Origin of the sequence: Nostoc sp., assembly GCF_036919495.1 — a bacterium.
Lineage (GTDB): Bacteria > Cyanobacteriota > Cyanobacteriia > Cyanobacteriales > Nostocaceae > Nostoc.
Map to the genome: position 1 here is coordinate 29334 of NZ_JBALBZ010000046.1, position 21093 is coordinate 50426.

Genomic DNA, 21093 nt, shown 5'->3' on the forward strand with positions numbered 1-21093 from the left:
TTTAAGTTGTTCAGAGAAATAAATAGGATCGTCCATGAAAAAACTGATTCAACGGATTAAAAGATTGCTCCAACGTATCTTCAAGAGGTTTGCATCCAATTCTCAGCAGACATCGCCCTTAATAAATTCTCGCCCCTTAGAAACTTCTATTCCTAGTGTTTCTCCCCGATGGGAATCTGGTTTGGTGCTTGTGTGTTCACAATGTGCAAACGAGCGCTCAAATAGTTTTCATCCAACTAGCAAAAGCTCAACATCTTCCGAAGACTTAGAGAATTGGTTAAAATCTCGTTTAAAATTTGAGGGATTATGGGGAGAATTTCGGGTTGTTAGCACTAGTTGTTTAGGGATTTGTCCAAAATCCGGTATTACTGTCGTTATTGTCAGTAATAGAAGTGGCGGAAATAGCCCATGCTTAATTGTAAATCCTCACAGCGATCGCGAACTTCTTTATTCATACATCAAACAGAATAAAGAATGTAGAGACTGATAAAATTTTCCTGCTAACTCATAAGCTAAAGCTTCTTTTTGGAGAAGCCGACTGTAACTTTTACGCCAACCGCAGATAGGGACACTTTTGCAAGAATGTAGCTGCCTTATTGTGGGCATCTTGGTTATGAGTATGTGCTGGCGTAGGTCGAATAATGCCATCAAACAGGTCATCTAACCCATAGGGAGTAAAAAATTGCCATTGGTTTTGTGCATCTAGCCGAACTCCTACAGCAGTAGCAGTGTGCAGCCAATCTGTGATGCCATCCTCCGTACTAGTGTAGGGTCTGCTACCAAGCCGCCAACGAGCAAAACTAGCTTGATTTTTTACATCAAACTGTTCATGAGGAAATTGTTCTGTGAGAGTCGCCTTTGCTGCTAGTTCTTGAGAACGGTTTCCCTCTATATCAAAGAATGCAATATCAAAATCTTTAATACCTAATTTACACTCATTGCCAAAAATTGAAGACCAAACGGTGTTTCGGACTGCACCGCCGGCTAACCACCAGTTAGGTAAATTTAGTTGAGCGATCGCTCTTAATACTGTATTAATAGGTGTATCAGCTAAAATCATCTGTAGACGAGTGTTACTATTCATATCAAATTCCTGGGATGATTAACTAGAAGGTGAAAATATTATTATTCACATCTCATTAAGCTTACGGTCTTGATAGACCTACTGTGATACTTGGCAAGTCAAAATTTATTAGGGTAACAGCTGAAGTCATAGTATAGAGAACAGGATTTTACGGAAGGTTAAATTGTGAAATTATAACTTTTATTTATGGAAGATTTATTTGCGCGGCTAGAACGCACATTCAATCCTGAACTGCCTTCCTTAACAGAGTCACAACAACAACTTCTACAAGAACTCAGCATTGATGAAAATCAACCTGGTACGATTCTGCATGACTTTCAAATCCTAATAGATTTCTTGCAACCAAATGGAGTGGAAGTTAGTAGTGTTAATAACCTTTTACCCCTGAAAGTACTATCAGAAGTTAATTCTCGGTTAAGTCACCCAATTGAAACTAAACTCAAACGCCCTGTACAGAAATCATACCCCTACATTAATGGACTATATCTGTTATTACGCAGTTCTGGGATAGCCCAAATTAGATCCCAAGGTAAGAAGCAAATTTTAGTATTAGACACAGCTACCTTGGAATCATGGTCAAATCTTAATTCAACAGAACGCTATTTCAATTTATTAGAAGCCTGGTTGATTTGGGGAAATAACGAAATTTTGGGTGAGCATCAAGACTCATTTGGGAATTTATTTAGATGTATTCAACTTTGGCCCCGTGTCCCAGATAAAGGGTTAAAATTTCCTAAATATGAAGACCAACACAATATTAGTTATTACCCTGGTTTGCATAACGTTGCTCTGTTAGAGTTATTTGGATTGTTATCTATCCAGCAGGGAAAACCGCAAGAAGGCAAGGGGTGGCGTATTACCAGTTTACAACGCTTGCCTTTTGGGCATGCTCTGTTACAATTATTATTTCCGCTAGGGATACGAGGAGAATTACAGGATAATATAAATGTGAATTTTGGAAGATTGCAGTCACATTTACAACCATTTTTTCCAGAATGGGAGCATAATTTATTTGTTCCACAGCAAGGATTCACCGATGGAATTTATATTTTTAAAGTGTCTGTTTCTCACGCTTGGAGACTCATTGCCATACCAGCAAAAAAAACATTAAGCTGGCTAGCAGAAACAATTCTTGATGCTTTTGATTTTGACTACGACCATCTATATGAGTTTAGTTATAAAGACCGTTTTGGTCGCACAATTAAAATAGGTCATCCCTACATGGAAACACCCCCATTTGCTGACCAAGTACAGATTGGTGATTTGTCTCTAGAACCAGGTGCTAAAATGACCTATCTTTATGATTTTGGTGATAACTGGAAATTTGACGTGCAGTTAGAAGCAATTAATCAGCCTGATAATAAAATCAAAAAACCAAAGATTTTAGAAGTTCACGGAAATGCACCTGAACAATATTGGAGTGAGGATGAAGATGACGAGAACGAGGGAAAGTAATTGTACTATTTTAGTAACTCGATTCCTACAATAGTACCGTTGGTAAAACTAATGTAACTTTCTAAACAAATGATGTAATGATAATTTTTATCCTAACCAACTGACCTGTAGAAATAAAAGATAAAATTTTCTTACTAAAATGATTTAATAAACCTATTAAATTTTTTAAAATAGTAATATTGAACTCAAATTATAACCTTAGTTTGTATATCATAGAGTTTTACTTAGTTGTCTGCTAATGATGTTAAACAAATTAACACGGTATCAATATTTTCCCGTAAAATATTACTGGACATATTCAATTATGTAATTTAAGTAAAATCAAAGAATAAACTGAATTTCAGTTCCTTCTCGAAACTTTTAACAGTTATTTGCACACAAAATTGATGAAAAACGATACACCAGAAGAATTAAACCCAGACAAAGAGATTGGGCGCTTGATTGATGAAGTCATGTCTTCGTCTATGACTGATGAACAGTATCGCAAAAAGATGCAGCGACGCAAAGAAGTGCAGGATAAACGCATAGCACAAGCTGTACCTGAAAAAGGATTAATTATTGTAAATACTGGTAATGGTAAAGGTAAAACCACTGCGGCTTTGGGGATGGTGTTACGATCGCTAGGCCACGGGTATAAAGTAGCGATCGTTCAATTTATCAAAGGTAGCTGGGAACCTTCAGAAAAAAGGATTTTCAGTAATTGGGAAGACCAGTTAGAATTTAACGCAATGGGCGAAGGCTTTACCTGGGAAACTCAAGACCGCGATCGCGATCTCGATAAAGCTAGCGCCGCGTGGGAGAAATCATTAGAATATATTCGCAACCCAGACTTTCACATGGTGTTGTTAGATGAAATCAATATCGCGCTGAAAATGTCTTACTTAGAAGTAGACGATGTTTTAGCCGGTTTGGCGGAAAAACCAGCCGATAAGCACGTTATTCTTACAGGTAGAGGCGCACCTGCTGCAATAATAGAGCGTGCTGACCTTGTAACCGAAATGACCCTAGTTAAGCACCCTTTTCGCGATCAAGGTGTGAAAGCGCAACCAGGAATTGAGTATTAAATTGAAGATTACTTGCACATTTGCAACGTGCGGCGATCGCTAGCAGTGATAGAACTTAAATGATAAAAATCTTGGAGAGCCAGCGAGTAAGGATAACTGCTTAACTCATCTTCACTCACTTGAGGTAGTCTATTGCTTGCAGCTACCTGATTCGACTGAGGAGAACTGGCTTCATTGGACGAACTATTAACCGTCATCGCCAACTCTCCTGATGGGTTGAGTGTACCCTGAAAACAATTAAACTCTGAGTGGGGCATAAACAATGCACCCGTTACCTTATCCTGTTCCTTTTGAAATATGATGTAACCTTGACCAAGCTGGTTTGATTTTGGGGATTGACCATAGAGGTAAATTCCATCTTTTACAGGAAAATTCGCTTTTGGTAAAACTCCAGCGTCTTTTGTAGCTCCTTGAGAATCTGGAACCAACGCTGTAGTTGTAGGTAATGTTTTTCCGCTCTTATGGGCAAAAAACCCTCTATCTCCAGAAGCCGCGTTGAGTTGACTTCTCTGCTCTCGAACTCTCCTTAGTTGCGACAAAAGAGAGTTTTCGCTGGTTTTCTGAATTTGAGCCGATGATAATGGAGAATTTGTAAATGGTACTACTTGAGTCTGCTTGGCTATAAAGCCCAAACCGAGAAGTAAGCCTAAGCCTGCGATGGAAATTCCCCATTGACGGGGAGATAAGAACTGATGAAGGTTATTAAGCACCCTACTTCTCCTGTTAAAAAATGAACTAAGTTTTTTATAATTTACTTAGATTATCACTAAGTCTTAATTATCAAAGACTTTGTTTACAACTTATATTACTATTGTCCAAAAAAGAAAACTGTCAAAAACTAAAGTTTTTATTTAATTCAGCTCAACAAGCTTAGATTACCATCACTTAGAGTCTTTATTCTTCATCCAATAGATTCGATTCATGCCATTGGGTGAGGTTAATCACAAATTAAACCTTCTCAATTAACGTTCAATTTTTTGACATCTTGCCTTTGAGATTTTTTAGGTGAGAAAAATATTGTAAGTTTTTTATCAGATATATCCCCGTAGGCGCGCACAGATGTGCGCCCCCTCATTTTTTGACAACCGCAGAGGAGCAGAGGACACAGAGAAAATGCTTAACCCAAGTGTAATTGGGTTATCAGCATAAAAAAATAGCCCCCTGAATTCAGGAGGCGTATCACCAAGGTGGTGGAAAGACGCGGCATTTCGCGTCTCTCATTTTAACTAGCAACGTATTCTTGGACATTGGCACGACGGCGACGCAGATGAGCCAAAGCTTGATGCTCTAACTGGCGGACGCGTTCACGGCTGAGATTCAATCTCTCACCCACTTTCGCCAATGACATTTCGTTACCATCTTCTAAACCAAAGCGCAGGGCTAAAACTTGTCGCTGTTGCGGAGTTAGTTCTGCTAGCAGGTTGTTCAAGTCTTGGCGTAAGAATTCCTGGTTGGTGTAATACTCTGGTGATGGGCCGTCATCTTCGAGCATTTCTTGCAACTCAGTATCCTGGTTATCGCCAACTTTAACATCCAAAGATACTGGTTGACGCGCCATGTTCAGGTACTCGCGGATCTGAGCAGGTTCTATTTCCAGTTCTTTAGCAATTTCGGCTGGAGTAGGCGATCGCCCCAAGGTTTGAGCCAACTCGCGCTGCACTTTTTTGATTTTATTCAGTTTTTCGGTAATGTGGATCGGTAACCGAATGGTGCGGCCTTGTTGAGCGATCGCCCGGGTAATCGCTTGGCGAATCCACCAGTAAGCATAGGTTGAGAACTTATAACCTCTCATTGGGTCAAATTTCTCTACACCCCGCTCTAATCCTAGTGTTCCTTCCTGGATTAAATCCAGAAACTCCATATTCCGCTTTTGGTACTTTTTAGCAATAGCAACGACCAAGCGCAAATTCGCTTCGATCATTTTTTGCTTTGCCCGTTTACCTTGCGCCACCGTTTGTTGGATCTCGGTTTCCGATTGTTGAACGTGGTCAGCCCATTCTGACATATCCGGTTCGCGGTGCAGTTTCTTCGCTAAAGCTTCTTTGGCGTCGATGAACTTCATCATTTGTTGCACCTGCTTCCCATAGACAATCTCTTGTTCACGGGTTAGCAGTGGTACACGACCAATTTCTCGCAGATAGGTTCGCACCATATCAGCCGTGAATCTGGTATTGAGGTTTTCCGTTTGGGTGTTGACAGTAGGCATTGATGTGTTATCCTCTACTCCGTAAACACAATGTATATTTTCTTACTACAATCGATGGAGAAAGGTAGTACATCTATCACGAAATATCGGGAGCTATCAAAAGTGATTTTCAATTGATCTAGCCGTTTTTCAGACCTAAACTCCCAATGATAGGTTCCCCTACCTTCCCTAAATTTTCAATCTCTTAAATTTTCAATTTCTATATAAGCAGGCTGGTTGTTTTGGAGAATTTTTCTTTTAGGCAGTTACTAATAGCAACTGGAAATCCGAAGTCGGTATGAGTTCCATTTACTTTATAGTACGATAAATCAGGCAAATAGTAAAGTACTTTAAGATAAAATCTTTAATTATAATTCAAAATTGCCGATTTGCAAAAAAAAATAAACTTCCTTGAAATTACTGACTATATCTATAGTGACGCCAAAAACCTCTCTTCTGTTGCCCAAAACTAGCCGGATAACCGAACTTAATTTCCTGCGATAATGGAGGGATGTTACGAATTAGTCATTGGTCATTGGTCATTTGCAAAGGACATAGACACGCCAGTGGCTACTCTTCGAGTTCTCCAACGGAGTACCCGCAGGGTAGGACAACTGACAAATGACTATCTAGAATCCCAGGTCAGCTTTGGCTAGTTCAGCAGCAGCGAATACTTCTGCGTCAGGTTTTTCTTCCCAGGCTGGTTCACCAATTTCTTCGTAAAAAGTTGCGTCGTAAGGACGGGTACGTACTACTACTGGCATAGGAACAGCATGACCCAAAATTAAAGCCTGTTGCTTAGAGTCTAACTTTGCCAATACCGATCGCAGTCCGCCACCACCAGATACACCCGTAAAAATCGCGTCAATGTCTTTTTCATCATTAAGCAAAGCGGTAATTCGAGTCCCAATCTGGGACATAATTTCATTATCAATACCCGATGGGCGTTGATCAACTACCAAAAGTGTGACGAAATACTTTCGCAGTTCTCTGGCGATAGTCCCAAAGATAGTACTTTGTACGATAGCCGGGTCAAGAAAACGGTGCGCCTCTTCAATAGTAATCATCAATGGCGTGGGGCGATCGTTCGGGTTCTTGCTTTGCAGGAATTTATCTGCTTTTTTGACGTAATGCTCGTGAATACGTCGGGTGATCATATTCGTCACCAACATATAAGAGAGCATATTGGACTGGGAACCAAATTCTATCACAACATTCTTCCCAGCTTCCAGACACTGGACAATTTTACTAATATAATTCTGGGGGCAAACCGCTCGCATATACTTCAAGCTATCCATCCGCAAGAGCTTGCGCTGCAATGCCATAATCGAGCCTTTGTGTCCGCGCTTCTCGTCGCAGAACATTTCGATTTCTTCGTTAGTCATGTTCAGCAACTGGACAATCCAAGACTTGCCAAACTCGCTATAGAGAATATTGGCGTTATCCAAGGCTGCGTCAGAGAGTCCTAAATCTCGGCTACATAACTTAATATCTTCAACTTCAATTTGCTCATAACTCAAATAAAGTTCTTGAGCATCACGCACACCCCGGCGCTTTGTCGATTCTGGGTCGAGGGTGTAAACTTCTACCTTGCTAGGAAATAATTGCTTTAAACCCTTAACTGTATTTACGTTCTTCCCTTCTGCAACGGCTTCCCAGCCATACTCAGAGTGCATATCAAAAATCAAGTTTACTGCTGCATTTTTACGGATAACGCCAGCTAAAAGTAACCGTGTTAGAAAGGATTTACCAGTACCAGATTTACCAAAAACCCCATTACTCCGTTCCACGAAGCGGTTTAAATCGATGCAAACGGGCACATCCATATCCAAAGGTTTACCTATGGAAAAATTACGCCTTTGGGGGTCATCTTCCCAACCAAATACCCGGCGAAAATCGTCAACACTTGCATCATAAACTTGGCTAAAGTGGCTAGGAATAGTTTTAACAGGTAACAATTCCATTGTAGTACTGGTTTGTGGCACAAATGAAGCCAAACCCGTCACCGATGGGAGGAAGGGATTTGTCGATTTGCCGTTTGTTGGGGAGAAAGATTCTTCCGATTCGGGAGTGAACATCAACATCGGCGCGAGGTTGATAGTACCATAAGTACCACTTCCGGCTAAAACATCTCGTAAAAAAGTGTCTTCCCAATTAGGGGGATTGGCAATAATTCGGGCATTAGCAGCCCCCAATGCTACATCTGTCAGCATACAGAAAAAGCGCGATCGCATCCCTTGCACAATGAGAAATTTACCCACTCGCATATCTTCCACAGAAATGTCAGGATGCAATCGTACTTCTAAACCTTCAGTTAGAGAACCTTGAATGACCGAACCTAATGGCTGTGCCGAATTCATTTGATTAGTCATTTGTCATTTGTCATTGGTCATTGGTCATTTGTCTTGAGTTATTATCTCCGAGTCACCAATCCCCAATCTCCAGTCCCAATTACCTAGTCAATCTGAATCGAAGTTGGCGCACTTCCTGTTGGTGGAGTGGTACTGATTAATGGTTTGCGGAATTGGGCGTAAAGGCGATCGCGCCAGGTAAAGAATGGTTCATAATCTATATTCTCGGAAAATATTGGTAATCCTTTACCTCTAATAGAAGCTGGTAAATCCAGATAGGGGCCAGAGGGGAATTTCAACAATATCGATAATCCAGCTACTGCCAAGTCAGCTAAAGTTGGCTCATCTCCTGTTAAATAAGGACTATCTGCCAATAATAACGTTACCGCTTCCAAGTCTTGTTTTAAAGATGCGATCGCTGACTGGATAATATCTGGACTATAACCTACGCCAAAACCTAGCACTGTCAGTAAGTCAGTGGGTACGCCTCCAACCAGACTTTTAAATATATCTGGTGTTGAGGTGGGTAATAAAGACTTGCGGAAATTTTGGTCTTGACTTATGGCTGCAAATAGTGCTTTGCGACCTTTTATGCCTATAGACTCATCCGCCCATTCTTCTATTAATAAAGTCAAACCCCGTTTTTTAGGATCTTGCGGTATTATTGGGCGATCGGGATATTCTAAGTCTAAATACTTAGCTATTTCCGTAGAATCCGCAATATATCTATTACGATCCTTTAATACCGGGACTTGTTTCTGACCAGTCAGCCGGAATAGTTCTACCTGTCCAATCCCAGGCGTAACCTCTATTTTGCGGTAATCTAGTCCTTTAAAATCTAGAATTAGGCGCACTTTCTCTGAGTATTGAGATAGTTCCCATTGGTATAATTCCAGCATGTTGTATACCTTATAACTGGTCAACTTCTTAAGTTTACAATTGTATCTTTAGTTAAAGTAATTTTTCTTTACATTATTTGCTTTTTATCTATCTAATGGAGATTGTGGTTGAACTTATGCCTGATTTTTAGCAAAATCATCGAATTAAAAAGTATTATTTTCTGGTTAAAATATCAAATAATTAAATAATTAAATTTAGCATACATATATAAACTTAACCGCTCAGTTGTAGGTCTTCAGCAGTTACTTTAATTTCCGTCACTGTTTAGACTAAGTTAAGATATCTAGATAATTAATTTCTTCTGGGCTTTTGCTGAATAATTAATGGTTAATTCAAAGATATAGCCTTATTTATATAGGATTCAGAATTTTTTAATCATCTATTCTTTTACGTATGCTATTGTATCTAATTTGACTTCTAAATAAAATATTTTTCACAGTTATTGTAACTCATACCTTGTAGATATAAAATTTTCACACATAGAAGAGTGTTGACGCTATAGCCAGTGAGGCTTTTTAACTCTTTTTGGCGTCAGAAAAAATATGCTCATTATAGAAAATATGTGCTAAATATATTTCATAATTGTCAGCGCAAGCCGACGTTTGATATTTTACCTGACCCGCACAAACTCTTCTGGGGAAAATTTTACTTGCCTCTTAAGTTAGATTTTGTGTATAGCAAAATGTTATAAATCTTTATGTAAGGTGTGGACAAAAAACAAACAAAATTTATGAAGACAAATTACAGCAAATTGCTGATCGCGTTAGCAGGCATAGCAGGATTTAGTAGTTTCAGCCTCATTATTACTTTACCATCTGAAGCTAAACAGGCACTAAATCCTAACCCCAGTATTTTCAACGAAGCTCCTTATAATAGGGGTCAAGGTCTTCAAGTAAACGCTCAATACACACCTGTTCAAGCTGCTTCCAAAATAGAAAAGGGCAATACCAAACCTAAACAAGTAGCGCAGAAAGGTACTGTAACAAATCCCAGACCAAGTATTTTCAACGAGCCACCCTATAACCGTGGTGGTGGTAGTGTTACACCTAGTGAAGTTCCACCCCGCCCCCTACCTGCTACCCCAGGAACTCAACCCTCTCAGACACCTACTACAACTCCACCAGCGCCAGGAGCAAGCGGTAATCAAGGTAAAAACTTATTAGGGTTGGCAGAGTCAAACGCTTCTTTTAAAACCTTAACTAGGGCTTTGAAAGCCGCAGGATTGACTGGAGCTTTGCAAGGCAAAGATAACTTAACCATTTTTGCACCTACTGATGCAGCTTTTGCCAAGTTGCCACAAGATGCTTTGCAAGAATTGTTAAGTCCAGCCAACAAAGAAGTATTGATCAAGATTTTAACTTACCATGTAGTACCTGGTAAGGTATTGTCCACTGATTTAAAGTCTGGTGAAGTTAAAAGCCTTGAAGGTGGCGCAATCAACGTTAAAGTTGATCCTGCGACCGGTGTAACTGTCAATGATGCTAAAGTGACACAGGCAGATATCACAGCCACTAATGGTGTAATCCATGCAATTGATCAGGTAATTTTGCCTCCTGACTTGTAGTTTTGAGATATGAGTACAATCTAGAGCAGATTAGTAGTCTGTCAAGCTAGTTTTGAGGGTTTGTAGTAAGGACTAAAGTCCTTACTACGAAATTGTTTACCCCTCAATTCAAAGCTGACAGACTATGCACTTTTAGGTCGCAAACTGTCAAAGGCTAGACAATACATCCCGTGCAACTGCTAAAGTCTGCTCAATATCTTCTTCAGTGTGAGCAAAAGACGTAAACCCAGCTTCAAATTGAGAGGGTGCTAAGTAAACACCACGCTCTAACATACCCCGATGGAAGCGTCCGAATTTGGCTGTATCAGACTTTTTGGCATCTTCGTAGTTATGAACTGGGCCAGAGGTAAAAAATAAGCCAAACATGGCGCTGATTTGACCACCGCACACCCCATGACCAGTTTCTTTGGCAATTTGTAGCAAACCATCTGCTAACTTCTTAGTAATCCGGTCAAGATATTCGTAAGTACCTGGCTTTTGCAACAATTCTAAAGTCTTAATACCAGCAGTCATCGCCAAAGGATTACCAGAAAGAGTCCCAGCTTGATATACGGGGCCGGCGGGGGCAACCATTGACATAATATCTCGGCGACCGCCATAAGCTCCTACTGGCAACCCACCACCAATTACTTTACCTAAAGTTGTTAAGTCGGGAGTCACACCAAATTTTTCTTGAGCGCCACCGTAAGCAATACGGAAGCCTGTCATCACTTCGTCAAATACCAGTAACGCTCCATGTTCGTGAGTCAGTTCCCGTAATCCTTCTAGGAAGCCAGCGTCAGGTGCAATAAATCCAGCATTGCCGACAACTGGCTCAAGAATGACACCAGCAATCTCGTCGCGGTTTTCTTCAAACAAGGCTTTGACAGATTCTAAGTCGTTAAAAGGCGCGGTTAGAGTGGTGCTAGTTGCCGCTTTCGGAACTCCCGGTGAGTCTGGCAAGCCAAGTGTGGCGACACCAGAACCCGCCTTCACTAGAAAAGTATCAGCGTGTCCGTGGTAGCAGCCTTCAAACTTGATGATTTTATCTCGTTTTGTGAAAGCCCGCATCAGCCGCAAAACTCCCATGCAGGCTTCAGTTCCAGAGTTGACAAATCTAACCATTTCGATGCTAGGAACGGCATCAATGACCATTTCTGCCAAAACATTTTCTAGAACTGAGGGAGCGCCGAAACTCGTGCCTTTTTCTAAAGCTTCATGCAAGGCTGCAATTACTTCTGGATGAGCATGACCGCAAATAGCTGGGCCCCAAGTACCTACATAGTCTATATATTGGTTGCCATCTACATCCCAAATATATGCACCTTTAACACGGTCAAAAACGATGGGTTGTCCGCCCACAGATTTAAACGCACGAACTGGAGAACTGACTCCTCCGGGCATCAGGTTTTGAGCAGCAGCGAAGATTTCTTGTGATTTTGTTGTTTTAATTGTGGTATTTACCAAGGTTCTCTCCTAACAGTGGGCAATAAAAAGCTCTATCTTAGGATAGTGTCAAAAACTACTTAGAATTTCTATCCTCTATAAATAGCTGAACCAAAAAATAATAATATGTTATACAACTCGAATAAAGACTTACCTCTAGATATTCAAACTCGATTATCTGAAGCATACCAGGATCTTTACCGAGCAGCTTTTAATTCGGCGATCCATTGGTATGGTGAAGCCTCAAAAGCTCACAAAGTCGCTTTAAGTGCTGTAAAGATGCAGTCTGCTATGGAACGGAATGTTCTTGTTTAGAGCTAGATAAAATAGTTCAATTCAAAAAAACATGCCAGTTGCCCTATTGAGAATGGTATCGTGAATCCATGAATTATTCTCATTAGAGCAAACTAGCTGGTATGTCTTCTAACGATTCGCACTCTCTGCATGACGCTATCCCTGTTGAGGAAATTCGCTACGATGAACGGGGTCTAGTACCTGCAATTGTCCAAGATTATTTGGATGGTACTGTCCTGATGATGGCGTGGATGAATCAGGAGTCGTTACAAAAAACTTTAGAAACTGAAGAAACTTGGTTTTGGAGTCGTTCCCGGCAAGAGTTATGGCATAAGGGGGCGACTTCTGGACATATCCAAAAAGTGCAAAGTATCCGTTATGACTGCGATAGTGATGCGTTGCTCATCGGTGTAGAGCAATTAGGAGATATTGCTTGCCATACTGGAGAACGCAGTTGCTTTCACCAAATAGAAGGGAAAATTGCCCCACCACCAGGGGATACATTGTCGCAATTGTTTCAAATAATATGCGATCGCCGCGATAATCCTACTGAAAGTTCTTATACCTGTAAACTATTTGCAGGTGGCGATAACAAAATATTGAAAAAGATTGGTGAAGAAACCGCCGAGGTGGTAATGGCTTTTAAGGATGATGAAGCAGATGCGATCGCAGGTGAAGTGGCTGATTTGCTATATCATACTTTGGTTGCCTTAGCTCACCATCAAGTTGATTTAAAATCTGTATATCGGAAGTTGCAAGAACGTCGCCAATGAGGAGGAAAGGGGGCAGGGGGCAAAAGAGGCAGGGGAGCAGGGAGCAGGGAGCAGGGGGAAAGAGGCGAGGCTTTTTCGATTCTTTCTTGCAGAGATGGCTCTCCTGCCTAAATAAGCGCACAGATGTGCGCCCCTACTCAGACAAAATTCGATTAAGATACTGTAAAATTGCCACAGCGATCGCCACACTTAAGATAAAATATAGCCAGTAACTATTGGTAAGAATTTGTGGTTGATCTAATGCCCATCCACCCAAGGGATGACCAATAAATGAGCCAACAGCCCAGCACAAAGCGTTGATGGAAAAATAAACGCCGCGTTGATTTTCTGGGGCTAACTCCGTCACTAAAGAAGCAGCAGATGGGGTATAGGAGACAATCGCCACAGCAAATACTCCTAATGCCAATATTGCCCAAACCAGATTATCAGATGGGGCAGTGCCGCTTACCCAAATCAGGCCAAAACCAATTGCCCAGAAAATAGCGGAAACAGTCAGCGCGAGCGTGTGTGAGCAGCGTTTTAAGATGCTAGTTACAGGCAACTGGCAGATGATGGCGAATACCAAATGCCAAGCAAATAGAACGCTAATCGTAGTTTGAGCAAATCCTTCGGTAGTGCTTTTTATAACAAAGTTTTTGAAGAAAAGCGGCAGGGTGCTGTGGATTTGAGAAATATAGATTGTAAAGAATATATTAACTGCTATGTAGACCAGGAAACGGCGATCGCTTAATACTGCCATCCAAGAAGCAAAAAGTTCTGTCTTTTCAGATTCTTCTACCTGCTGTTGTTCAGTTTCACTAATTCCTGCATAGACAACCCCAAAAAACACCAAAAAAGATATGGCATCAATGACAAATAGCCAGCGATAACTTCCAATGATCGAGATTAAAAACCCAGCCAGCATAATTCCGATCGCTAACCCAAGATTATCAGCTAGGCGAGTGATCGCAAAAGTTTCGCGGCGATTGTCAATCTGGCTAGCGTCAGCAACAACAGATTCAGCAGCAGGCCAATAGAAACCTATCCCTAAACCGCTAATTAAGCTACCAATTACCAAAATCGTAAAATTATCGGTAGCTGCTAAAACTAGAGAACCAATTGCGGAAATCGCCGTGGCTAGCAACAAAGTGCGGCGGCGTCCCCAGTGTTCAGAATCAGCCAAAGAACCACCTACAATCCGCCCTACAACGCCGGAAATCGAAGCGCTACCCAAGGCTACCCCAACGCTGGTTGCAGATAAACCAACTTGATTTACAAAAAAGATTGGGGCGTAAAACAGAGTACAGCCAGTACCAACTTCCGATAGAAATCTACCAATTGCAAAAATCCATACCTGGGGATGTATCGAAGGCAGCCACGATGATAACTGCGATTGCGAAGCTAATTTCATCAGTTTAAATGTCATGGCTTGATGACATTTTTGTAATTCTTATCATTGGCTGCTATTTTCCTCACTTATTCCACAGGGTTTCCACAGGGATTTTAACAGTTTTCCACAGGTTCTCTACGAGCTAATGGGCTTCTTACTCTCTTGTTGGGGATTGTTGATAAACAGTGGAAAGGAATTTAAAGGACTGAGTTCTTATAAAGTTACGTAACGAAAAAGAGCTTCTAATGCTGATTATCTCGTTCGCATTTATTTTTTATACACTGGTTTTTAACATTTCGCAGCATTGACAAACCCACCCCCTCTTGGCGCACAATGATTCGGCTTGCTTCTGTAATCCGTTCAACCGTTGGCATCAAGTGTGTAAAATATATTACTACCAGATGTAAGCGTAGATTGGCGGGCTGGCGAAAGAGCATGTGAAGTAGCCCTAAGCCGCTTCAGCGCAAGCAACTTGTCCCTCTTGATTATCCTCATAGGAGGAAAATCTCATGAAAGCAACGGTTAGCATCTTTACAGAAATTCCCGAAACACTCCACGAATCATTAAAAAACTACTTAGAAACCCATCCCGATTGGGATGAAAACAGAGTATTGACGGCGGCGCTATCATTGTTTTTACTCCAAAATGGAGATAGCGATCGCCGTGCTGCTCGAGTCTATCTGGAAACTTTATTCCACCACTCCACAGTACAAATGCCCTGTAACGACTCACCCGCAACAGCTAATTTACTAGACACCCCATAGGTACTGGTATGAAGCCCTAATAGAGGCACGGTTTGCCGTGCCCCATTAATGGGATTTTGATCCAAAGCGATCGCTTATATCGGGGTAATATTAACAACAAAAAAGAACAGTAGATTTAAAGAGGTTCCAATAGTTTCTCTTGTTGCCAAAACTAGTTGGTAATAGTGCAAAATTTAGAATTGAGACAAAACTTGAATATATTTAGCTGACCGTTAGTACTTGTTACATAACGGTTTTATTTTGAATACAAACATGTTCGTAGGGGCGCATTGCTGTGCATTGGTGTGAAGTCGCTTCTTTATCTCACATATTCCAAATTGCCATCGGTATTTTGGCTTCTTCAGTAATTTCTTAATCGTGTTGAAAAGTGTATCTTCAGCAAGATATTGCTAGCTTATCTTTGTGTTTTGATTAACAGATATCTATATGTATTTAAGTAATAGTTGAAAGATTTGGAGAATAGATGGCAAGAACTACATCAAATTCAGAAATGCTATATCGAGTTCTCGGCAGTACAGAAGAAAAAGTTTCCGCCATCGGATTGGGTGGTTGGCACATCGCCTTGAAGCACGTTGATGAGCAATTGGCAATCCGAATTGTTAGAACAGCCATTGATCGTGGCATTACCTTTATGGATAACAGTTGGGATTACAACGGTGGAGCCAGCGAGATTCGCATGGGAAAAGCGCTGCGCGATGGCTATCGAGACAAAGTGTTCCTGATGACAAAAATCGATGGTCGTTCTAAAAAAGCAGCAGCAAAACAGCTAGACGAATCACTCCAACGCCTGCAAGTTGATTGCATCGATCTCGTTCAGCACCACGAAATCCTTCGGCACGAAGACCCACATCGAGTTTTTGACGAAGAAGGGGCGAATGCTGCCTTGATTGAGGCACGCAAAGCTGGCAAACTCCGATATATTGGTTTTACTGGGCACAAAGACCCCTATGTTCATCTGCACATGCTGGAAGTTGCAGCCACTAACGGGTTTAAATTTGATACAGCGCAGATGCCGCTTAATGTAATGGATGCCCACTACCGAAGCTTTGAAAAGCTGGTTGTGCCAGAACTGGTTAAACAAAACATCGGCGTTCTGGGAATGAAAAGCTTGGCAAACGGTATTATTTTAAGGTCAAATACTGTAACGCCAATTGAATGTTTACACTATGCTTTGAATCTGCCCACATCGGTTGTGATTACCGGAATTGACAGCATGGAGATTCTAGAGCAAACTTTTGAAGCAGTGCGGACGTTCCAGCCAATGAATGACCAGCAGGTGCGATCGCTTTTAGCAAAAACGGCAGAAGCAGCATCACGCGGCAAGTTTGAGCCTTTCAAAACCTCATCAATTTTCGATAGCACTGCCCAAAATCCAGATTGGCTAGGAGAGGAGCCACAACGCATTCAGCAATTGATGTCAGCGTAATGCTTTCTTAGTGTTAGTCATATATATATGCCTGCTCAGAATAAAACATGCCGTTTGCCCGCTTAATTAATTAGTCAAAATATAACCTTTTAAAAGCGTTATTTACGGTTAGTTAGAGTATTAAGTTGCTTACCCGAAAGCCTGGACAATAGCATTGCGGGTGCGATCGCAAGTTAATTAATTGAAGGGCGATCGCTAATTTTTCTCTAAGCGCGATGTCTAAGGACAAGCTGCTACGCGTCTAAGCTCATGTCTAAAATCTGTGAATTGTTTAATTCGCTCTTAAATTACCAGCAACAAAATCTTTACTTAAAATTCAATCTATCAAAATAGTGAATTCATTTCATTACTAATGACGCAAAAACTTCTATCTAGGGATCGATATGGCAAATAAGCTAAATAAAGTAAAAATAGTATACTAAGTCACATGAGATTGTATTCTATGAAATTGAATTATGTTACAAAACAGCTTTCTACCGTAAAACGCTGGATGGCTACAACACTGTTTTGTATGTTAGCGATCGCTTTCGTTTGGCAAGGGGCATTTTTATCCAACACTTCAGCAATGGCTGCTCCTACTGCAACCTTGATTGCATCATCAGATGCAGGCGATAAAGTTCAAGAAAAAACCAGTAAAGATGCTGGACGAGCCAAAAATTTCATCGAAGATACAAAAGATAAAGTTAAAGAAGCTGCTAAGAGCAACGCCAGTAAAGTTGATCAAGCAACAGACAATGGCAGTTTTGTTGAGCGCAAAGCAAAGAGAGATGCGGCTACAATTCAAAGAAGAGCAGACGAAGATTCGGCTCGGACTAAAGAAGCGGTAGACAAGACAAAGAATGTTGTTGAGCGCACTGTTGATAATATCAAAGATGCTTTTGGTAAATAGTAATCCTATTTGATTTTGTTCAAATGGAAAGCCTTAGATTCCCGACTTTTTACAAAAGTCGGGAATCTTGCTGTTTACAAATAATTTGGGAAAGTCTAAATTCTTGCACAGATTAATTTATAAACTTTATGCTGTGATTCTAATTGGCATCTTATTTGCTAATTATCTCAGAAGTAAGACAAAATTTTATAATTATTAATTTAGAAAGATTCTTTTACTAAGGAATACTGAGTTTAGCAAAAGTAAGCGATCTAGTTAAGGAATTTCCGCAAACTGCTGCTGAAATGCTTGTTTTTATACGAATTTAAAGTTATCTTTAAGTAGCATCACTTATTGACAAATGTACTTTGATTTTAACCTTATTTGTACGAATTCTTAAAGGTTAAGAAATTTTTCACCATTATCAATTACGAAGTTATACTTTCCGCTACAACTTAGTAACAATGTAAGAGTCTGAATTATGTGAACAACCCGACCGTGGGAAAATCAAAATACCGAAAACCTGAAGTTAGAGAGGAAAACCCTATAATATGCATCTGAGCGAAATCACCCATCCTAATCAGTTGCACGGTTTATCTGTTCGCCAACTGCAACAGATTGCCCGTCAGATTCGAGATAAGCATCTCCAAACCGTAGCAGTTAATGGTGGACACTTGGGGCCAGGGTTAGGTGTTGTAGAATTAACACTAGGACTTTACCAGACACTGGACTTAGATCGGGATAAAGTGATTTGGGATGTAGGACACCAGGCTTATCCCCACAAACTGCTTACAGGACGTTACGATCGCTTCCACACCCTCAGACAAAAAGACGGAGTTGCAGGTTATCTCAAACTCTGTGAAAACAAGTTTGACCACTTTGGGGCTGGACATGCTTCTACAAGTATTTCAGCAGCATTGGGCATGGCTTTAGCGCGAGACTTAAAAGGAGAAAAATTTAAAGCCGTTGCTGTGATTGGGGATGGGGCGCTGACTGGGGGTATGGCTTTAGAAGCCATCAACCATGCTGGACACATGCCGAAAACTAACCTGTTGGTTGTTCTCAACGACAACGACATGTCTATATCTCGCAACGTCGGCGCGATTCCCCGCTATCTGAACAAAATGCGCCTCAGCCAGCCGGTGCAATTTATTAAAGATAATCTTGAAGAACAATTTAAGCAAATTCCGTTCGTGGGTGAATCCCTGTCTCCCGAACTAGGACGCATCAAAGAAGGCATGAAACGCTTGGCTGTTCCCAAGGTAGGTGCAGTTTTTGAAGAACTCGGCTTTACTTATATTGGGCCAGTCGATGGGCATAATCTTGAAGAATTGATTGCCACCTTCCAACAGGCACATCAAATAGCAGGCCCAGTTTTGGTACATGTAGCAACAGTCAAAGGCAAAGGTTATGAAATTGCCGAACTAGATCAAGTTGGCTACCACGCCCAAAGCCCCTTTAACGTCGCAACTGGCAAAGCTATTCCTTCCAGTAAACCCAAACCCCCAGCTTATGCCAAAGTCTTTTCTCATACTCTGGTGAAACTTGCCGAACAAAACCCCAAAATCGTTGGGATTACTGCGGCGATGGCAACGGGGACAGGCTTGGATAAACTTCAAGCTAAACTACCCAATCAATATATTGATGTCGGCATTGCTGAACAACACGCAATTACTCTAGCAGCAGGACTTGCAACTCAAGGGATGCGCCCTGTCGCCGCCATTTATTCTACCTTTTTGCAACGCGCTTATGACCAGATAATTCACGATGTCTGCATCCAAAACCTGCCAGTATTCTTCTGTTTGGATCGGGCAGGAATTGTCGGATCTGATGGGCCCACCCACCAAGGTATGTATGACATCGCTTATCTGCGTTGCATTCCCAACATAGCAATAATGGCACCCAAGGACGAAGCAGAATTGCAACGTATGGTAGTAACTGGCATTAACCATACCAGTGGCCCGATCGCTATGCGCTATCCTCGTGGCAATGGCTACGGCGTTCCCTTGATGGAAGAAGGTTGGGAACCTTTGGAAATCGGCAAAGGAGAAATTCTGCGTACAGGTGATGACGTGTTAATCGTCGCTTATGGCACAATGGTCTATCCAGGGATGCAAGCTGCTGAAATTCTCAGCGAACACGGCATTGAAGCAACTGTAATTAATGCCCGTTTTGTTAAGCCTTTGGATACCGAGTTGATTTTACCTTTAGCTAAGAAAATCGGCCGCGTTGTCACCTTAGAAGAAGGCTGTGTCATGGGTGGCTTTGGTAGTGCGATCGCTGAAGCGTTACTTGATGCAGATATTCTCGTTCCTGTCAAGCGATTCGGTGTTCCAGATGTATTAGTAGATCATGCTGAACCCAATGAATCTAAGACAGAACTAGGTTTAACTAGTCATCAAATAGCAGAGAGAGTTTTGCAAGCTTTCTTTAAGCAGCAAGTATCTGCTGTGGTTTAGTTAATTCTTTGTAGTAATAAATCGCCCACACCTGAGTTCACAAGTGTGGGCGATCGCTTATCAAAATGGCAAGTTTGATATTAGTAAACCTCATCTATGTTGAGAACCGTAGTTTTTGCCCTCACCCTAAATCCTTCTCCAAGAAGGGAGAGGGACTTCTTTCCGGCTCCCCTTCTCCCAAATTTGGGAGAAGGGGCTGGGGGATGAGGGTTTTCTTTTCATACGAAAAGAACTACAGTTTTCAAGATGGACGCGGTTTAATAAGCTAATCGTCATTCATTTTTCCAGAATGATTCGCTTGTAGTAAGGGCTGAAGCCCTGCTTTTATGCAACTTAAATGCCGATTAGCTTATCATGTTCGGTTAAACCTTATTCAATTACCGAAAATTATCAAGTATTAAATAATTACTGAAATTTATTTTTATTTTTCCATTATCTGTATACTTAATCTAGTTAATTTCTAGGCTCATTATACCATCAATTGAATAGCAGGATCAATTTAGTAGCAGGCGATCGCTTGATAGTTTTCATGGGTTAAACGACTTAAGTTTAACCCCGTATTTTGTCGTGGTCTTTTTCCAAAATCAAACCAAATTCCGATAGATTGATTGAGAGTGAAGAACAAGATAATAATTAATATTTAATATTAATTATTGAGTTCACAAAAATCATGTAATAGATATTACATGATATGTCAAATTCTGTCTGCACATTTTAAACCCAAAAAAGCACAGTAAAACTATGGCTATTCAAGGAACAAACAATAACGATAATTTAGTCGGCACTTCTGGAAACGATACGATTCAAGGCTTAGGCGGTGATGATACCCTTTCTGGGCTAGGTGGAAACGATCAATTATCAGGTGGTTATGGAAGTGATACCTTGTATGGTGGTGCAGGAAACGATCAATTAATTTGTCTTAGAGAACTTTCGTGGTTCTGTTGGTGCTAAAAACCTAGACATCGTAACAGATTTTCAGAAGGGAGCAGACAAAATTGATCTCAGAACTCTTGGCATCAGTGACTTCAATACTATCTCACTTCTGACAAGTGAGGATACAGATACTAATGCCATAATTAGCACTCGCTATAACTTCTATAACGGCGATTATT

At 41.0% G+C, this 21093-nt stretch carries 18 protein-coding genes and 1 pseudogene; 11 read left to right on the forward strand and 8 right to left on the reverse strand.

Translation table 11 applies throughout. The features are described from left to right. Positions 1 to 34: 34 nt before the first annotated feature. Positions 35 to 487, forward strand: coding sequence for a (2Fe-2S) ferredoxin domain-containing protein (locus tag V7K25_RS05945; protein ID WP_335155965.1), 453 nt, complete (start codon positions 35 to 37; stop codon positions 485 to 487). A gap of 60 nt (positions 488 to 547) precedes the next feature. Here the strand turns inward: V7K25_RS05945 and V7K25_RS05950 are convergent, their stop codons facing one another. Beyond that, positions 548 to 1084, reverse strand: a complete 537-nt coding sequence (locus tag V7K25_RS05950; RefSeq protein WP_335155967.1) for a nucleotidyltransferase family protein — start codon at positions 1082 to 1084, stop codon at positions 548 to 550. 186 nt (positions 1085 to 1270) lie between these two features. Between V7K25_RS05950 and V7K25_RS05955 the strand changes: the two genes are divergently transcribed. Beyond that, positions 1271 to 2539, forward strand: coding sequence for a plasmid pRiA4b ORF-3 family protein (locus V7K25_RS05955; RefSeq protein WP_335155969.1), 1269 nt, complete (start codon positions 1271 to 1273; stop codon positions 2537 to 2539). A 386-nt stretch (positions 2540 to 2925) separates the two neighbouring features. After that, positions 2926 to 3603, forward strand: coding sequence for a cob(I)yrinic acid a,c-diamide adenosyltransferase (gene cobO / locus V7K25_RS05960; RefSeq protein ID WP_335155972.1), 678 nt, complete (start codon positions 2926 to 2928; stop codon positions 3601 to 3603). A gap of 8 nt (positions 3604 to 3611) precedes the next feature. Here the strand turns inward: cobO and V7K25_RS05965 are convergent, their stop codons facing one another. The 4 genes from V7K25_RS05965 to V7K25_RS05980 all read right to left on the reverse strand — a co-directional run bounded on the left by V7K25_RS05965 (position 3612) and on the right by V7K25_RS05980 (position 9038). Further along, positions 3612 to 4313: a hypothetical protein gene (locus tag V7K25_RS05965; RefSeq protein ID WP_335155974.1), complete on the reverse strand. Its 702-nt coding sequence runs from the start codon at positions 4311 to 4313 to the stop codon at positions 3612 to 3614. A gap of 512 nt (positions 4314 to 4825) precedes the next feature. Beyond that, complete coding sequence (locus V7K25_RS05970; RefSeq protein WP_335155976.1) at positions 4826 to 5809, reverse strand: RNA polymerase sigma factor, RpoD/SigA family; 984 nt, start codon at positions 5807 to 5809, stop codon at positions 4826 to 4828. Positions 5810 to 6417: 608 nt separating this feature from the next. Continuing rightward, complete coding sequence (locus tag V7K25_RS05975) at positions 6418 to 8148, reverse strand: ATP-binding protein (protein WP_335156011.1); 1731 nt, start codon at positions 8146 to 8148, stop codon at positions 6418 to 6420. 95 nt (positions 8149 to 8243) lie between these two features. After that, positions 8244 to 9038 carry a glutathione S-transferase family protein gene (locus tag V7K25_RS05980; RefSeq protein WP_229554567.1) on the reverse strand — a complete coding sequence of 265 codons (795 nt, stop codon included), beginning with the start codon at positions 9036 to 9038 and terminating at the stop codon, positions 8244 to 8246. Between the two features lie 731 nt (positions 9039 to 9769). Here V7K25_RS05980 and V7K25_RS05985 point away from each other — a divergent pair. Continuing rightward, positions 9770 to 10603, forward strand: a complete 834-nt coding sequence (locus V7K25_RS05985; RefSeq protein WP_335155979.1) for a fasciclin domain-containing protein — start codon at positions 9770 to 9772, stop codon at positions 10601 to 10603. A gap of 147 nt (positions 10604 to 10750) precedes the next feature. On the opposite strand, the gene hemL is transcribed toward V7K25_RS05985, so the two are convergent. Next, positions 10751 to 12049, reverse strand: coding sequence for a glutamate-1-semialdehyde 2,1-aminomutase (hemL, locus tag V7K25_RS05990; RefSeq protein WP_335155981.1), 1299 nt, complete (start codon positions 12047 to 12049; stop codon positions 10751 to 10753). Between the two features lie 105 nt (positions 12050 to 12154). Between hemL and V7K25_RS05995 the strand changes: the two genes are divergently transcribed. Both V7K25_RS05995 and hisIE read left to right on the forward strand, forming a co-directional pair. After that, positions 12155 to 12343, forward strand: coding sequence for a ChaB family protein (locus tag V7K25_RS05995; RefSeq protein WP_100899632.1), 189 nt, complete (start codon positions 12155 to 12157; stop codon positions 12341 to 12343). Positions 12344 to 12444: 101 nt separating this feature from the next. Continuing rightward, positions 12445 to 13095 carry a bifunctional phosphoribosyl-AMP cyclohydrolase/phosphoribosyl-ATP diphosphatase HisIE gene (gene hisIE / locus V7K25_RS06000; RefSeq protein ID WP_335155983.1) on the forward strand — a complete coding sequence of 217 codons (651 nt, stop codon included), beginning with the start codon at positions 12445 to 12447 and terminating at the stop codon, positions 13093 to 13095. A gap of 133 nt (positions 13096 to 13228) precedes the next feature. Here hisIE and V7K25_RS06005 read toward each other — a convergent pair whose 3' ends face one another. Both V7K25_RS06005 and V7K25_RS06010 read right to left on the reverse strand, forming a co-directional pair. After that, on the reverse strand, positions 13229 to 14500 hold the full coding sequence (locus V7K25_RS06005) for an MDR family MFS transporter (RefSeq protein ID WP_335155985.1): 1272 nt from the start codon (positions 14498 to 14500) through the stop codon (positions 13229 to 13231). Positions 14501 to 14706: 206 nt separating this feature from the next. Next, on the reverse strand, positions 14707 to 14901 hold the full coding sequence (locus V7K25_RS06010; RefSeq protein ID WP_335155987.1) for a hypothetical protein: 195 nt from the start codon (positions 14899 to 14901) through the stop codon (positions 14707 to 14709). 72 nt (positions 14902 to 14973) lie between these two features. Here V7K25_RS06010 and V7K25_RS06015 point away from each other — a divergent pair. From V7K25_RS06015 to V7K25_RS06035, 5 genes and pseudogenes are all read left to right on the forward strand, one after another. Continuing rightward, a pseudogene (locus V7K25_RS06015) lies at positions 14974 to 15165 on the forward strand (DUF2811 domain-containing protein); the annotation flags it as partial. 526 nt (positions 15166 to 15691) lie between these two features. Continuing rightward, the gene (locus V7K25_RS06020) at positions 15692 to 16654 is read left to right on the forward strand and encodes an aldo/keto reductase (protein ID WP_335155989.1); all 963 of its coding nucleotides are present in this window, start codon (positions 15692 to 15694) and stop codon (positions 16652 to 16654) included. A 442-nt stretch (positions 16655 to 17096) separates the two neighbouring features. Next, the gene (locus V7K25_RS06025) at positions 17097 to 17543 is read left to right on the forward strand and encodes a hypothetical protein (protein WP_335155991.1); all 447 of its coding nucleotides are present in this window, start codon (positions 17097 to 17099) and stop codon (positions 17541 to 17543) included. Positions 17544 to 18073: 530 nt separating this feature from the next. Further along, the gene (dxs, locus tag V7K25_RS06030; RefSeq protein WP_335155993.1) at positions 18074 to 19981 is read left to right on the forward strand and encodes a 1-deoxy-D-xylulose-5-phosphate synthase; all 1908 of its coding nucleotides are present in this window, start codon (positions 18074 to 18076) and stop codon (positions 19979 to 19981) included. A 741-nt stretch (positions 19982 to 20722) separates the two neighbouring features. Then, complete coding sequence (locus V7K25_RS06035) at positions 20723 to 20932, forward strand: hypothetical protein (protein ID WP_335155995.1); 210 nt, start codon at positions 20723 to 20725, stop codon at positions 20930 to 20932. The last annotated feature ends 161 nt before the right edge of the window (positions 20933 to 21093 follow it).